Origin of the sequence: Stenotrophomonas mexicanensis (genome assembly GCF_032911605.1) — a bacterium.
GTDB lineage: Bacteria > Pseudomonadota > Gammaproteobacteria > Xanthomonadales > Xanthomonadaceae > Stenotrophomonas > Stenotrophomonas maltophilia_A.
The window spans coordinates 192095-207577 of sequence record NZ_JAWJTG010000001.1; the positions used below are offsets into that span (position 1 = coordinate 192095).

Annotated in this window: 13 protein-coding genes; 7 read left to right on the forward strand and 6 right to left on the reverse strand. The window is 65.6% G+C overall.

All coding sequences use genetic code 11. The features are described 5' to 3' along the window. Window positions 1-4: 4 nt before the first annotated feature. Together R1L06_RS00940 and R1L06_RS00945 are read right to left on the reverse strand one after the other, a co-directional pair. The gene (locus tag R1L06_RS00940) at window positions 5-706 is read right to left on the reverse strand and encodes a lasso peptide biosynthesis B2 protein (protein WP_317216645.1); all 702 of its coding nucleotides are present in this window, start codon (window positions 704-706) and stop codon (window positions 5-7) included. A 75-nt stretch (window positions 707-781) separates the two neighbouring features. Beyond that, window positions 782-943: a hypothetical protein gene (locus tag R1L06_RS00945; protein ID WP_317216646.1), complete on the reverse strand. Its 162-nt coding sequence runs from the start codon at window positions 941-943 to the stop codon at window positions 782-784. A 205-nt stretch (window positions 944-1148) separates the two neighbouring features. Between R1L06_RS00945 and R1L06_RS00950 the strand changes: the two genes are divergently transcribed. Together R1L06_RS00950 and R1L06_RS00955 are read left to right on the forward strand one after the other, a co-directional pair. Continuing rightward, window positions 1149-2075 (forward strand): hypothetical protein, encoded by a 927-nt coding sequence (locus R1L06_RS00950; RefSeq protein WP_317216647.1) that lies wholly within the window; start codon window positions 1149-1151, stop codon window positions 2073-2075. Window positions 2076-2332: 257 nt separating this feature from the next. Continuing rightward, window positions 2333-3229 (forward strand): AraC family transcriptional regulator, encoded by an 897-nt coding sequence (locus R1L06_RS00955; protein ID WP_317216648.1) that lies wholly within the window; start codon window positions 2333-2335, stop codon window positions 3227-3229. Between the two features lie 49 nt (window positions 3230-3278). Here R1L06_RS00955 and R1L06_RS00960 read toward each other — a convergent pair whose 3' ends face one another. Continuing rightward, the gene (locus R1L06_RS00960) at window positions 3279-4283 is read right to left on the reverse strand and encodes an extracellular catalytic domain type 1 short-chain-length polyhydroxyalkanoate depolymerase (protein ID WP_317216649.1); all 1005 of its coding nucleotides are present in this window, start codon (window positions 4281-4283) and stop codon (window positions 3279-3281) included. Between the two features lie 221 nt (window positions 4284-4504). On the opposite strand from R1L06_RS00960, the gene R1L06_RS00965 reads away from it, so the two are divergent. The 4 genes from R1L06_RS00965 to R1L06_RS00980 are packed head-to-tail and all read left to right on the forward strand — an operon-like array spanning window position 4505 to window position 11417. Beyond that, a complete protein-coding gene (locus R1L06_RS00965; protein WP_317216757.1) occupies window positions 4505-6667 on the forward strand; it encodes a TonB-dependent receptor in 2163 nt (720 codons plus the stop codon). A 32-nt stretch (window positions 6668-6699) separates the two neighbouring features. Beyond that, window positions 6700-7578, forward strand: coding sequence for an alpha/beta fold hydrolase (locus R1L06_RS00970; RefSeq protein WP_317216650.1), 879 nt, complete (start codon window positions 6700-6702; stop codon window positions 7576-7578). Then, window positions 7575-8051, forward strand: coding sequence for a MaoC family dehydratase (locus R1L06_RS00975; protein WP_317216651.1), 477 nt, complete (start codon window positions 7575-7577; stop codon window positions 8049-8051). The genes R1L06_RS00970 and R1L06_RS00975 overlap by 4 nt, the downstream gene beginning before the upstream one ends. A gap of 36 nt (window positions 8052-8087) precedes the next feature. Then, window positions 8088-11417 carry a hybrid sensor histidine kinase/response regulator gene (locus R1L06_RS00980; RefSeq protein ID WP_317216652.1) on the forward strand — a complete coding sequence of 1110 codons (3330 nt, stop codon included), beginning with the start codon at window positions 8088-8090 and terminating at the stop codon, window positions 11415-11417. 4 nt (window positions 11418-11421) lie between these two features. Here R1L06_RS00980 and R1L06_RS00985 read toward each other — a convergent pair whose 3' ends face one another. Further along, on the reverse strand, window positions 11422-12096 hold the full coding sequence (locus tag R1L06_RS00985; protein ID WP_317216653.1) for a response regulator transcription factor: 675 nt from the start codon (window positions 12094-12096) through the stop codon (window positions 11422-11424). 129 nt (window positions 12097-12225) lie between these two features. Here R1L06_RS00985 and R1L06_RS00990 point away from each other — a divergent pair, with 129 nt between their 5' ends. Further along, a complete protein-coding gene (locus R1L06_RS00990) occupies window positions 12226-13872 on the forward strand; it encodes a fatty acid--CoA ligase (RefSeq protein ID WP_317216654.1) in 1647 nt (548 codons plus the stop codon). Window positions 13873-13999: 127 nt separating this feature from the next. Here the strand turns inward: R1L06_RS00990 and R1L06_RS00995 are convergent, their stop codons facing one another. Both R1L06_RS00995 and R1L06_RS01000 read right to left on the reverse strand, forming a co-directional pair. Beyond that, window positions 14000-14491 (reverse strand): hypothetical protein, encoded by a 492-nt coding sequence (locus R1L06_RS00995; RefSeq protein WP_317216655.1) that lies wholly within the window; start codon window positions 14489-14491, stop codon window positions 14000-14002. A gap of 178 nt (window positions 14492-14669) precedes the next feature. Continuing rightward, the gene (locus tag R1L06_RS01000) at window positions 14670-15413 is read right to left on the reverse strand and encodes a FadR/GntR family transcriptional regulator (protein ID WP_049401514.1); all 744 of its coding nucleotides are present in this window, start codon (window positions 15411-15413) and stop codon (window positions 14670-14672) included. Window positions 15414-15483 lie beyond the last annotated feature (70 nt).

Sequence of the window (15483 nt, forward strand, 5' to 3'; positions counted from 1 at the left end):
TTCGTTACAGCACCAGGATGGGAACCATCCGGCGCAGGTTGAAGGGAATGTCGGTCAACACCTGATCGCCGTGCTGCAGCCAGCAATGCGCGGCGAACGGCTGGGTTCTGACGGCGAACACCCAGGCCGGAACGATGCCGTAGTTCGACAGGAATCCGCGCATCGCCAGGCAGTAGAGAAAGCACTCATCGGTTTTCCTGAAGGCCAGGGGTCGAAGCCAGTCGAACACCCGCACCCGCAGGGCCAGTTCTTCAGCGCTTACCGGCCGGCTGTGGCCGCGATCCGCCCGACGGCGCGCGGCCGACACCGTGGAACTGAAAGGAAGGAACGTTCTGCTGCAGGCGGCATAGGCGCACGAGGCGATGAATCGACGCAGGTCGCGCGCCATGATGGGCGGACGGCCTCGCGGCGCGCCTTCGCGCGCCCAGTACCGAGGCAGCACAATGGCAGGGCTGGCAGCGGATTTCCCCTGCTGCGGATCCGCGGTGATCAAGCGGCGGTCGATCAAGGCCTGCAGAAGCCTTGGCGTGCTTGCGTCATCGGACTGCAGGGGCCAATCGAGAACGAGCTTGCCAAGGCCTGCGGCGCCGCGTTTTTCAAGGGAAAGATACTTTCCCGTGGCCTGGTCCAGAATCACCATCGCATCGCCGGTGACACAGACGTGGGCGTGCTTTGACAGGAAATACGGGGCGGCAGCCTGCTCCATCATGCGCTCCTGCGCCGGAACCGGAGAAGCGGTGCATGCAGGGCATGCACCGCAGATGCGACATTGCGCGGTAGATCAGGGCGACGTGGTCGGGAACACGCCATCCCACAACGTGCCGTGGTTGTGCGCCTTCGTTTCCGAAACCACCGAGCCCAGCTCGATCAGTTCGCCACCCATGCCCTGATCCGCAGGGTTCTGCTGTCCTGCCACTACACCCAGCTCAATCAGCTCGTTCATGAACATCTCCTATCGTCAGTGGATGTACCCGCGCATTGCGTTGGATCGCGTTGCATTGGATACGGAGCAGCCAAGCCACCATCGCCGCGACATTGCAGGGCGATTGCCGCCAAGGCACCCGAATGTTACGATATAACATATTATTTTGGCGTGACGAATGACGCCAGTGGCCCGTTGTCGATATGACCTACGAGAGGCGAGAGGGATGAGCAGCGAGATCAGAGACGACGGCCTGGATCCCACGCTTCTGCTGAAAGGGATGTTTCCCTTGCCGAAGTTCATCCGTTTCGTACGGGAGCGTTGCCCACCGGGACGCTTCGACGAGGCTGCGCTGGTGGAGGAATGGCGGACGGCACGTGCCGAGGTGCTGAGGCTGCAGCAGGAGGAAGCCGGTGAGGCCGACGCCATCAATGTCCATGCGTTACCGGATGAGATGCTGCCGCTGGCTGAGCAGGCGCTGCGACAACCCTCGATGCACCGGATGACGAGTGTTCTGCCACGCAGTTGGCAGATGGTCGAGATCGATCGACTGGTGATCTTCCAGGAGTGCATCAACCTGCGTCACATCGATCAGTTGGCGGCATCCCTGACCGCCTCGCCCAGCGCGCAGGAGGTCATGCAGCTTGTCGCGCGCAGCGGCAGCCATGCACATCCGGAAGTGCGCTTCACCCAGTCCGATGGCAGCTACACCTTCGCGTCCACCTCGAACGACCTGCGCTTCCTCGATGTGGCGACCCTCGATCCGGCTGCCATCGCCGACTACGAGCCGTTCGGCGCAGCCAGCCACGCCGTCGTCATCTATCTGGGTTTCAGTGACAACCTGATCAGCGCCACCCGGTTCGGCAGGCGCATGGTGCTGACCAATGGCTCCCATCGCCTGTACCTGCTGCGCCGGCTCGGGTTCCGCCATGCGCCCTGCCTCGTCACCGATGCCTCCGACAGCGACCTCAGCGAGGTTCTGCTGCCGGCGGCGGTCAAGCAGGATCGCGGGTTCTACCTGTCTTCCCCGCGTCCGCCGCTGTTCAAGGACTATGTCGATCCTCGCCTGACCTGCGTCGTGCCGGTCACCCGCAAGCACTACGCTCTGAGGGCCAAGCTCGACCTGCAGAGGATCACGGTTCCGGCGCTGTAATCCTGGGCCGAACCCTCCCTTCCCTGGGGCCACGTCGACAGAGATGGCCGGATTGGTGAATCACCTGGCGGAACTGTCGAATGACGCCTGCGGGCTTGCCGCATACGCTTCCCATCCTCAACAAGAGAGGATGTCAGCGTGATTGAACAGCCACGGACCACCGAAACCACAGGAAAGGACGCGCCGATCGTCCATGTCCTGATGGGACTGATCTGTATCTGGCACAGGCGCGAAGCGGTGTCGGCACGCGATGACGAGTGAGCGCCGCCGTACTGCCCGGCGTAGCTCTGAGTCGTAGGTCCGGCGTGGAGATTTCGATTGCGGGGCTGAGCGAGGTTGGGCCCGACTACCCGGACCGTGTCGATCTTCCGGTGATGGTGCTTGGGCTGGACCCCATTCCAGATGCCTGGCAGATGCCCTTCCATGCGCACCGGAAGGCACAGCTGCTGGTTGCCACGCGCGGCTTGATCATGCTGGAGACTGCAGCCGGCCTGTGGGTGGTTCCCCCACAGGGTGCGATCTGGATTCCCGGTGGCCTGTCCCATCGGGCCAGCAGCAGTGGGTGGCCGCACGGGTTCGTGGTGTTCGTGGAACCCGGTGTCGTGCCGGGGCTGCCGACGCACTGCGCTGCAATGGCGATCACCTCGTTCATGCAGGCCCTGCTGGAGCGGGCGTCCGCCCTTCCCGGGCACTACGAGCCCGGCAGCGCGCAGGACCGCCTGATGGCCGTGTTCCTGGATGAGCTGATCGCCGCGCCACCGGAGTGGCTCCATCTGCCCATGCCATCCGATGCAAGGTTGCGCCGGCTTGCCTACGCAATGTTGGACACGCCAGCCGAACGGGCAACGCTTGAAGTCTGGGCGAGCCGGATTGGAATGAGCGAGCGCAACATGTCGCGCCTGTTCTCTGGAGAAACCGGTTTAAGCGTGAGGCGCTGGCGCAGGCAGCTGCATGTTGTGGTCGCGCTGCCGCTGCTGGCCAAAGGCAGGACAGTACAGGCCGTTGCGGACCACCTGGGCTATGACAGTGCCGGAGCGTTCGTGACCATGTTCCGCAAGACCGTGGGTGCGCCGCCCAAGCGTTTCCTGGCGGAACGAGGCACTCGGCAGCGGGCTTCGGACGCCGACGATCAGCGGCCGCAGGAGCCACGCTGATGGATGCGGGAGCGCGTGGCTCCCGCACCGGCAAGGATTGCCCTTCCCCTCAGCGCTGGTAGTCCTTCAGGAACAACCACGTGATCAGCGTGGCATCCGGTCCCTTCGGGTCGGTGAACGGCAGGCCGGACTGGCTGCCGCTCCAGGCATGCCCCATGCCCTGCACCACGTAGTGCTGCACCAGCGTCCTGCCACCATAGGCATAGGTGTCCACGGTGTAAGCGCGCCCACCCGGCACCTGCCCCTGGTAGGTGCTGGTCGGCAGGTACTTCACCGAATCGTTGTCCAGGCCATCGTCGGCCAGGTCATTGGTCTGCAGGAACTGGCGCACGGCCTGCTGCCCGTTCACCGGATTGACGGTGAGATCGGCGCTGCCATGGAACACCAGCACCGGGATCGGACGCGGTGACGGCGAGCCCGAACACTGCCAGGCCAGCCGGCCATTGCTGTCCGGCGAATAGATGCTGCCGGCCAGCAACGCATAGGCGCTACCGGAAATCGTGGTCGCACCCTTGAACATGCCGCCGGAATGGATGGCGCCGGCGGCGAACACATCCGAGTAGCAGGCCAGCATGATCGAAGTCATCGCACCGCCCGCGGAAATGCCAGTGACGTAGACCCGATGTGGATCGACGCTGTAACCGGACTTCACCTTGTCCACGATGCCAGCCAGGATCGAGGCCTCGCCGCTGTCGCGGGCCTGGTTGATCGGCAGCTGCCAGTTCCAGCAGCGGGTCGGATTGGAGGTGACGTTTTGCCGGGGGTAGACCACGATGAACCCCTCAGTGTCGGCCACATCGTTGAAGCCGGAGGCCTCGCCCATCAGGTTCGGCCCGGTCACACAGCCGTGCAGCACCAGCAGCAGGGGCAGTGGCTGGGCCGCGTCGTAGCCGGCCGGCACCCAGACCTGGTACTCGCGGGCGCCGAACAGATTGCCGTACAGGCCGATATCCCAATGACCGGCCGGGCCAGCGGCAACCGCGCTGCCCGCCATCGCCAGCCAGCTGCACAACACCAGCAGTACCGCCTTGATCGAATCGATTCCGGATTTCATGGCCAGATCCTCGTGCGTGAGTCGTGGATGAAGGAGTACCGGGGACCGCTTCCGGTTGGGGGCGCGCCCAGTATCCGCGTCCACGGGCCGCTGCCGACTGGACCTAGGTCCACTCGCTGCTTGCCCATGACACCGCTAGCCTTGGCTGCAGGGGTGGCAATGGGCCATCCGCACGCTCATGCCTGGGGGAGGACCGAATGAAACGGAATTGTTTGAGTCTCATGATCGGCGCGCTGCTGGCCACGGGGCCGGTACTGGCACAGGAATCACCGACGGCAGGCAGATCCGCTTCGCCGACCAACCTGGACAGCATCAAGGTCACCGCGCGCAAGCGTGAGGAAACCCTGCAGGAGGTGCCGGTTGCAGTCACCGCCTTTACCTCCGAGGCGCTGGACAAGATGAATGTCCAGGACATCAGCGACCTCGATGCGCAGGTGCCGAACCTCACCATCTACGCGGCGCGTGGCGCCAGCAGCACGGTCACCGCCTACATCCGAGGCATCGGCCAGTCCGATCCCACCTGGGGCGCCGATCCGGGCGTAGGCATCTACCTGGATGACGTCTACATCGCGCGCCCGCAGGGTGCGCTGCTGGATGTGTTCGATGTCTCGCGCATCGAGGTGCTGCGCGGCCCGCAGGGCACGCTCTACGGCAAGAACACCATCGGCGGCGCGATCAAGTACATCTCGCGCGGCCTGCCCACCCAGACCGAGGGCTTCGCCCAGATCACCGTGGGCAACTACAGCCAGCTGGATGCAAAAGCGGCCATCGGCGGCCCGATTGGTGGTGCCGACAGTGGCCTGCGCGCCCGCGTGGCGGTGGCCAGCATGAACCACGACGGGTTTGGCGAGAACACCTTCAACGGCCAGCCGGTCAGTGACAAGCAGATCAACGCGGCACGCCTGAACCTGGGCGCGTACGCGGGCGATGACTTCGACGTGCAGTTCGCACTGGACTGGATCGACGATCAGTCCGGCATGCGCGGCTCGAAGATGCTGGCGCCCAATCCGTTCCTGCGCGCCTATCCACCGATGGACAGCCGCTACGACATCCGCTCGGGCATGCGCAATCTCAACAACGTGGAGAGCAAGGGTGCCTCGGCCACGGTGAACTGGCGGCCGAACGACGACATTGCACTGAAGTACGTGGTCGCCAAGCGTGAATCGGACAGCGAGGCCAACATCGACTTCGATACCGCGCCGGTCAAGCTGGCCGACGTGGGTGGCACCTATCACGACGACCAGGTCAGCAACGAAGTGCAATTGAACTACGATGCCGGCGGCCGGGTGCGCGGTGTGGTCGGCCTGTACCAGTTCAGTGGCGAGGCGGGCGGCCAGATCCAGAACAACTACTTCAGTGCGCAGTTCGCCGACAACCAGGGCAAGGTGTTGACCGACAGCATCGCGCTCTACGCAGACTGGACCTTCGACCTGACCAGCAAACTCAAGCTGGATGTAGGCGCCCGTTACACCGACGAGGACAAGCGCGCGATCGTGCTGAACCGCCTGTACGCCGACCCGGGTTTCAGCCGGCCGGTGGCGGTGACCGCGGACTTCGACAAGAAGACCAACTTCAAGAACGTCTCGCCCAAGGTCTCGCTGGACTACCAGATCACTCCGGACATCATGGTCTACGGCCTGGCCACGCGTGGCTTCAAGTCCGGTGGCTACAACATCCGCGCCAACGCTGTGGCCGTGCCGCGCTCGGCCGAACCGTTCGATGACGAGACCGTGGACAGCTACGAGGTCGGCAGCAAGATGGCCTTCCTCGACCAGCGCCTGTTCCTCAATCTGTCGGCCTTCTACAACAAGTACAAGGACATCCAGTTGTCGGTGTTCACCGGCCTGGATACCAATGGCGACGGTGTCGATGACTCCTTCTTCGGTGATTTCACCAATGCCGGCGCAGGTACGGTCAAAGGCCTGGAAGTCGAGTACCAGTACCTGCCCAGCCAGCACTGGTTGATTTCCGGCAACCTGGCGTGGCTGGATACCAAGTACGACGAGTACATGGATCGTGGCGTCAACGTGGCCAGGCAGATGAAGTTCACCAATGCACCGGAATTCTCAGGTGCATTCAACGTGGAATACCGCACCGACCTGGCCAACGGCAGCAACCTGTCAGCACGGGTGAGCTACAGCTACCAGAGCGAAGTGTGGCCGACCACTGATCTCAGCCCGGTGATCCGCCAGCAGGGCTACGGCCTGGTCAATGCCGGCGTCATCTGGCGTCTGGATGATGCGTGGACCTTCTCGCTGCAGGGCACCAACCTGGCCGACAAGGAATACCGCACCACCGGCTACAACATCCCGGCGGTCGGCACGCTGATTGGCTTCTATGGTCCGCCACGCCAATATAGCCTCAGCGTCCGTTACGATTTCTAGCGCATCCGTTACGATCTCCAGGAAGCTTCTGCATGACGCAGTCTTACGACGACCTGTACTGGAACAGCAATGATGGGTTGCGCCTGCACGCGCGCGACCATGCACCCGATGCGGGGCAGGCAGCGCGTGGCACGGTGGTCTGCATTCCCGGGCTGACCCGCAATGGCGCCGATTTCGATGCGCTTGCCGATGTGCTCACCGCCGAGGGCTGGCGCGTGATCGCGGTCGACCTGCGCGGTCGCGCAGGGTCGGAACGCGCATATGACCCGTCCAGCTACAACCCGCGTGCCTATGCAGATGACATGGTCGCGCTGCTGCGCTCGCAGAACATCGACAAGGCGGTATTCGTCGGTACCTCGCTGGGCGTGCTGGTGACCATCACCCTCGCCTCGCGCGCGCCCGAGCGGATCGCGGGCGCGGTGCTCAACGATGCCGGCCCCAAGGTGCCGCGTGAGGCGCTGGCACGGATCGGCAAGTACGCCGGCAAGCCGGTGCCGCCGATGGACCTGGTGCAGGCCACCACTTACGTGGAATCCATCGGCAAGGCCGCGTTCCCTCGCTTCAGTACCGACGACTGGCGGCAGATGGCGGTGCGCACCTTCCGCCCGCGCAGCGATGGACTGCTGGAGCTGGATTACGATCCGGCCGTGATCCGAACGACACGTCCGTGGCTGCTGTGGTTGCTGCGGCCGGTGCTGTGGCGTGCGGTTCGTGGGCTGACCGCACGGGTGCCGGTACTGGTGGTGCGCGGTGCGCTGTCCGACATCCTGCCGGTCGATGTCGCGCGGCAGATGGCGGCCACCTCGGAAAGTGCCCGCCTGGTGGAAGTGCCGGATGTGGGACACGCTCCGATGCTGTCCGAGCCAGAGGCACGTGACGCGATCCTGACCTTGCTGGAGCGTGTGGCGTGAGTGCAGACAGCAACCTGCCTCCCGCGCTGCAGGCGTTGCAGCAGTGGGCGGCCAGCGAGCGGGTGAGTGGCGTGACCCACGTGGACCAGGCGCGCATCGATGCCTTTGCCGACGCCACCGGCGACCACAACTGGATCCACGTCGATCCAGGCCGCGCGCAGATGCAGCTGCCGGGCGGGCAGACCATCGCGCACGGCTTCCTGCTGCTCTCGCTCACCGTGCAGGACGATGTGGCCGCCCTCACCGGCTTCCCCGGCATCGCCCATGTGCTCAACTACGGCCTCAACAAGGTCCGCTTCCTGGCGCCGGTACCCAGCGGGTCCGGGGTGCGGGTACGCTCGCAGCTGCTGTCGCTGGACGCGCGCCAGCCCGGCCAGTGGCTGCTGACCCAGCGCAAGGCCGTCGAGCGGGTTGCCGATGGCGAGCTGGCACTGGTCGCTGAGCAGCTGTCACTGATCGTGGTCGCTCCCTAGCACCACCCTGCCCGGTTCTCTCCCTACACTGGAGCGATGTTGACGCCCTCCATCGTCCTCTTCGCCTGCATTGCATGGACCGCACTGCTGTTTGGCGTGGCGCTGTGGGGTGAGCGCAGGGGGCACCGGCTTTCGAAGGCATGGCCGCTCATCTATGCGCTGTCGCTGGCCGTGCACTGCACCGCGTGGACCTACTACGGCGCGGCCTCGCAGGGACTGCAATGGGGCTTCCCGATTCCACCCACCCTGGCCGGCATGGCGTTGATCTTTGCGTTCGGCCTGCCCTTCCTGCTCCGCCTGGGGCGGCTGGCCAAGCAGCACAACAGTGCCACCATCGCTGATCTGGTCGTCGCACGACTGCGTGCCGATCGCGGCCTCGGCTTCACCATCACCCTGGTGGCACTGTTCGGCATCATTCCCTACATCGCCCTGCAGTTGAAGGCTGTCAGTCAGGGCCTGGGCGCGCTGCTGGGCGATCGTTTCGCGCCTGCTGCCGCGCAGCTGGACATGTCGTTCTGGTTCGCCCTGACGATGGCGGCGTTCACCCTGCTGTTCGGTGCACGCAAAGCATCGGCCACCGAGCCCAATCGTGGCATCGTGGTCGCCCTGGGGCTGGAGTCGGTATTGAAGCTGGTGGCGCTGCTCGCCATTGGCCTCTATGCGGCGCTGTCGGTGCGCCAGGCGGGCACGCCGCTGCTGGAAAAGATGGCGCAGCTGCCGCCACCGGCCATCATGCCGGACTATCTGACCATGGTCGCGCTGGGCGCGATCTCCGCGTTCACCCTGCCGCACCAGTTCCATGTCGGCGTGGTCGAGCTGCGCCAGACCTCGGACCTGAGGACGGCACGCTGGTTGTTCCCGGTCTACCTGCTGCTGATCGGGCTGCCGTCGGTGCCGATGGCGCTGGCCGGTGCCGCGCAGCTGCCCGCATCGGTGTCGCCTGACCTGTACGTGCTGGCGCTGCCGCAGGCCGGTGGCCACCACCTGCTGGCCTTGCTGGCCTATCTGGGCAGCCTGAGCGCCGCCACCGGCATGATGATCCTGTCCGGGCTGACCCTGTCGATCATGCTCGGCAACCATGGCTTCGGCTCACGGTTGCTGGACGGCATAGCCGGCGGTGCCGCAGCAGCCGACCTGCGTCCACGCGTGCTGGCCTTCCGCCGTGCCGGCATCCTCGCCGTGTTCCTGATGTCGTGGCTGTACAGCCGGGCGATGAGCGACACCGAGGCACTCAGCGATTTCGGCCTGATGTCCTTCACCGCCCTCTCGCAGCTGGCGCCGGCGGTCCTGCTGGCGGTGTATCGCCCGCGCACGCCCTCTCCGGCCATCATCGCCGGCATCGTGCTGGGGTCGTTGGCCTGGCTGTGGCTGGTGCTGCTGCCGATGGTGATCCCTGCCACGCCCCCCGCCTCGGGGCCCGATGACCTGCACTGGCTGTCCGTGGTCTCGCTGCGCCTGCAGTCGGGCCATATCGCCATCAGCATGGGCGCCAGTCTGGCGGTCAACCTGCTGACGGTTGCGCTGGTGTCGCGCGCGGTGCGTCCCTCGTTGCCGCGACGACGGGATGCGGTGGCGGCAGCCTCGCTGCGCAGGACGGCCGGACGCTTCCTCGGCCAGGAGCGGGCCCGGCAACTGATGGATGGGCATGCCGGGCAGCTGCTGGACGACGACCGGGTCATCACCATCGAACGCGAACTGAGCGCCGTGGTCGGCGCGGGCATGGCGCGCCTGCTGGTGGAGGCCGCTCGCGATGGCGGTGCCGCGCCCTTGGATGCGGTGACCCGTGCTGTGGGCGAAGCCACCCAGGCGCTGCGCTTCAACCAGCGCCTGCTGGAAGCGGCGCTGGAAAACATGAGCCAGGGCATCAGCGTGGTCGACGCGCAGCTGCAGCTGGTGGCCTGGAACAGCCGCTACGCCGCGTTGTTCAAGTTTCCGCCCGAGTTGCTGCAGGTCGGGCAGCCGGTGGTCAATCTGACAGCGTGGGCGCTGGCCGAGCTGAAGATCGGTGACGGCCCCGGTGACACTCGCGACAAGGCTTTGCAGCGTCGCGTCGCACACATGCGGCGTGGCACGCCGCATCTGTCCGAACGGATCTTCCCCGACAACACCATCGTCGAGATCCGTGGCAATCCAATGCCCGGCGGTGGCTACGTAGCCACCTTCACCGACGTCACCGCCTTCCGGCGTGCCGAGGAAGCGCTCAAGCGCAGCAACGAAACCCTCGAGCGCCGCGTGCAGGACCGCACCGCACGGCTGGAACGGGCAGTGCACGAAGCCGAGCGCGCCAACGTTGCCAAGACACGCTTCCTGACGGCGGTCGGCCACGACCTGATCCAGCCACTGCATGCGGCGCAGCTGCTGACCGATGCGATGTCGCAGCACATCGAATCGGAGTTCCTCGACAGTTTCCTGCGCCAGATCCGTGGTGCGCTGGACTCCACCGACGACCTGCTGTCCGGGCTGCTGGATATCTCCCGGCTTGAGGCGGGTGGACTGGTCGCCGATCCGCGCCCCTTCGCGCTGTCGACCGTCCTCGATCCGCTCGCGCAGGAGTTCGCGGTACTGGCGGCGGCGCGCGGCCTGCAGTTCCGCCATGTACGGAGCCAGGCCTGGGTCCATAGCGACCCCCTGCTGCTGCGCCGGGTGCTGCAGAACTTCCTGGCCAATGCCATTCGTTACACCCGCCATGGCGGTGTGTTGCTCGGTGTGCGCCGCCAGGGACAGGCACTGCTGATCGGTGTGCATGACACCGGCCCCGGCATTGCTCCGGAGCAGCAGGCGGTGGTGTTCGAGGAATTCCACCGGGTCGATCGCAGCAACGGCCAGGGACTGGGCCTGGGCTTGACCATCGCGCACCGCATCGCCGACCTGCTGCACGCACCCCTGCACCTGCGCAGCGTGCCCGAGCATGGCTCGGCCTTCTCGATCAGCGTGCAACGCGCAGCACCCCCTGCGACCCCGCGCAGCTCGCCGCCGGCAGCCGGCAGCAGCGCGCTCAAGGGAGTCCGCGTGCTGGTGGTCGACAACGACCCGGACGCATTGGAGGCGATGCGGCAGCTGCTGCTTTCCTGGGGTTGCGATGTCATCGCGGCAGGCAACGCCGATGACATCGGTCCCTCAGCGCACGAGGCGGCGCTGTGGCTGTTCGACTATCACTTGGATGATGGCGATACCGGTGTTGCGCTGTGGAAGCGGCTGGTAGGCATGCATGGGCTGCGGCCGACGGTGATCCTCAGTGCGGATGCCGGCAGCGATACGCGCGAGGCGGTGCGCGGCGTTGGGCTGTCCCTGCTCAACAAGCCGTTCAAACCGTTGGCGCTGCGCTGGGCGATCAACCACCTGCTGGCGGCCAGCACCACGCCCTGACCGGTCAGGGCTCAGGCAGTTCTTCGATCTGCCGGCACGGATCGGCCAATCCCATTTCGTGCAGCACGCGGATGGCCTGCGCGCGGTTGCGCACGCCCAGCCGCTCCATGATGCGTGTCATGTGTGCCTTGACCGTGCGCAGCTGTACGCCCAGCCGGTCGGCAATCTGCTTGTTGAGCAGGCCCTCGGCCACCAGCCCCAGTACCTTGTACTGATGTGCCGACAGGCTGGCCAGGCGCGCGGCCAGGTCGGCATCCCTGCTGAACGTCGCCACCCGGGCCACCGGTTCGCGCAGCAGCGCCGGGATCCAGCGCTCGCCCTCCAGCACGGACTGCAGCGCGGACTGCAGCTCGTTCAAACCCGAGCTCTTGGGCAGATAGCCCGCGGCGCCAAGGTCGATGGCACGCCGGATGACCTGCGGCTCCTCGTTGGCGGAGACGATGATGATCGCCAGGCCCGGCTGCAACGCACGGATCGTGGCCAGCCCGGCCAGTCCGTGGTTGCCCGGCATGTGCAGGTCCAGCAGCATCAGATCGATCGACTGGTTCTCGATCACCTCCAGCACGCTGTCCAGCGAATCAGCTTCGCTGATCTGCAGATCGGCGACCGCCTCTTCCGCCGCGCGATGCAGTGCCGCGCGGAACAAGGGGTGATCGTCGGCGATGAGCAGGGTGGGCATGTCCTGGCGAGATTATCAAATCGGGTGCGCGCAGGAACAGGTACCTAGGTACGCTGGTGCAGCAGGAAGGGCTTGCTAGTGTGGTGCGTAGAAGGCCGGCGACCGCAACGCCGCCCACGAGGAAATGCCATGTCATGCGCCCCCACTCCCGATGCCCATGCCTATCCACTGCTGATCAAGCAGCTGCTGCTGATGCCGCTGGCGGTGAGCCCTGAACAGGAAATCGTCTACGGCGACCAGGTCCGATTCGACTACCGCACCCTGCAGGCGCGCATCGGCCAGCTGGCCGGCCTGTTGACCTCGCTGGGAGTCGGCCACGGCGACACGGTGGCGGTGATGGACTGGGACAGCAACCGCTACCTGGAGGCCTACTTCGCCGTGCCGATGATCGGTGCGGTGCTGATGATGGTGAACGTGCGCCTGGCCCCAGAGCAGATCGCCTACACGCTGAACCACAGCGGGGCGCGGGTGATCCTGGCCAACCGCGAGTTCCTGCCGCTGCTGGACGCCATCGACGAGCAGCTGCCGGACCTGCGCACGCGCATCCTGCTGGACGATGCAGGCGGTCCGCTGCCGCCAGGCTTCGCCACCGAGTACGAAGCGGGGTTGCGCGATGCCACGCCGATCGTCCGCTTCCCGGACTTCGACGAGAACGCCCGTGCCACGGTGTTCTACACCACCGGAACCACCGGGTTGCCCAAGGGCGTGTATTTCAGCCACCGGCAGCTGGTGTTGCATTCGCTGGCGGCGATGGCCGCGCTTGGCGGTGCACCCCGTCAAGGCCGCCTGCATCGTGACGATGTCTACATGCCCATGACTCCGATGTTCCATGTTCACGCGTGGGGCCTGCCCTACGTGGCTACGGCGATGGGCATCAGGCAGGTCTATCCGGGGCGCTACCTGCCTGCGAAGCTGCTGGCATTGATCGCGCGTGAGAAGGTGACCTTCTCGCACTGCGTGCCAACCATCCTGCACATGCTGCTGGAGCATCCGGACGCGACGCAGACCGACCTGGAGGGCTGGAAGGTGATCATCGGCGGTGCCGCCCTGCCGCGTGCGCTGGCGCAGCGTGCACTGGCGCGGGGCATCGACATCTTCGGCGGCTATGGCATGTCCGAGACCTGCCCTCTGCTCACCATCGCCCAGATCGACGTGGACAGCGTGACCGATGCCGATGAGGTGCTGTCGCTGCGCACCAAGGCCGGCATACCGGTACCGCTGGTGGACCTGCGCATCGTCGACCCGGACATGAAGGATGTCGCCCACGATGGCATCGCCACCGGAGAGGTCGTCGTGCGCGCACCCTGGCTCACCCAGGGCTACCTGCACGATCCGGATGCATCTGCAGCACTGTGGGCGGGAGGCTATCTGCATACCGGGGACATCGGCAACATCGATGAGTGCGGCTACCTGAGGGTGACCGACCGTATCAAGGATGTGATCAAGACCGGCGGTGAGTGGATCTCCTCGCTCGCCCTGGAGGACATCATCGCCCTGCATCCGGCGGTCAGCGAAGTCGCGGTGATCGGCATCGCCGACACGAAATGGGGCGAGCGGCCATTGCCGCTGGTTGTCAGGCAGCCGGGCAGTGAGGTGACCGAAGCGGAGATCATCGAACTGGTCGCTGCGCGAAGCCACTCGGGGGACATCTCGCGGTATGCGATTCCGGAACGGGTCAGTTTCGTGGAATCGATCGAGCGGACCAGCGTGGGCAAGATCAACAAGAAGAAGCTGCGTGGGTTGCATGACCCAGCGACTGGCTCGGGCCGTGGGTGATCTCCGCCCGATTGCCGAGGTCAATGCTCGCGCGCCAAGGTATGAAGCGGCGCCCCGGGACGATGATCTCCCGGGGCACCAGTGCTCTGCAGCAGACCTGGTTCAGTTCCGCCAGGACCGGTCACCCTCAGTCGATGCAGGGTCCCTTCGCAGCGATCTCCGTGCCGGATCCCTTCGCACCGATGCTGGCCGGGCCCTGGCATGCATCAAAGCTGTACTTGATCAGCTTCCACGACCCACTCGACCATCGGTATGTCCACGACTCGGAAGCACCGCTCGGCAAGGTATTGGAGATCGAGATGACCTCGCCCTCCACACCGCGTGCAGGCAATGGAACAGGCGGGCCCGCCGCACCGGCCGGCTTCAGGCTGCCAGCAGACTGATAGCTGTGCGAGATGGCCAGTTCGCCCGTCTGCAACGCCGGCGCGTAGGCGGGCGAATTCCGTTTGATCCAATCGACGATGTAGCCGGCTTCCAGCGAATCCGGCGCGTACGTGGCCTTCGCAACTACAGTGGCGGTCGCGGTGCCCGCGATAGGTCCTGCATTGACGCTTCCACCGGGGACTCCACTCAGTGCCAGCACCAATGGCAGCGCCGCGCCCAACAGCGAGAACTTCATACCCTGCTCCTTGTGTGTATGCAGCTTTCTCAACGGGCCGTCTATGACCCGCGGGCAGTGTAGGCATTGCGGACAGGCTGGGCATCGGCGCAGTCATGCCCATTTCTCATATCCATCAGGCTTCGAGCGCGAGCTGCCCTGCTGAAGGTCGCAGCGCCGATTGTGTTGAACGCGGCGCTCAGATCCGCGTCGTTGCCATGAACCGTTCGCGGTCCTGCTGCGTACGGCGGCGGATCTCCTCCAGCGCCTGGCTTTCGGTCGCCTGCAGCATGGCTTCGAACAGGCGCTGGAAGTGAAGGCGCATCGCATTGCGCGCGGCCACCGGATCACGCGCGCGCAGGGCTTCGAAGATCGCCATGTGCTCGTCCGCACGGCTGGCGCCATCATCATGGCAGACCCGGGCATAGACCTCGGTCACCCGCGGCAGTTCGCTGCGCATGCGCCAGATCTGCTGCACGAAGAATTCCACCACCGGGTTGCCGGAAAGCCGTGCGATGGCCAGGTGGAAACGGCGGTCGTACTCGCCGGCTTCTGCGTCACTCAGGTCGCGACGGCACAGCGCTTCGGCCAACGCCTGCAGCTCGGCAATGCCGGCATCATCCAGATTGCTGGCAGCCAGAGCGGCGGCCTCGGCCTCGAATACCGCGCGGGCGGCGGTGAGGTCGAAGGCGCTGACATCCGGCAGACCGCCGGACGCCTGCGTCGGGCGCGGTTTCACATGCACGCCCGAGCCGATGCGGATGGCGATCCAGCCCTGCGCTTCCAGTGCGATCTCGGCTTCGCGGATGGTGACCCGGCTGACACCGAACCGTTCGGCCAGCTCACGCTCGCCCGGCAGCCGCGAGCCCGGCGGAAATTCGCCGTCCTCGATCAGCTTGCGAAGCTTGGCAGCGATGGTCTGGTAAAGGCGGTTGGCGGACATGCGGCTGACCCTTGGCGATTCCTTCCGGGTCCCTGCCCTGCCACCGCGGCCGGCAAGGGTCCGGTTGGAG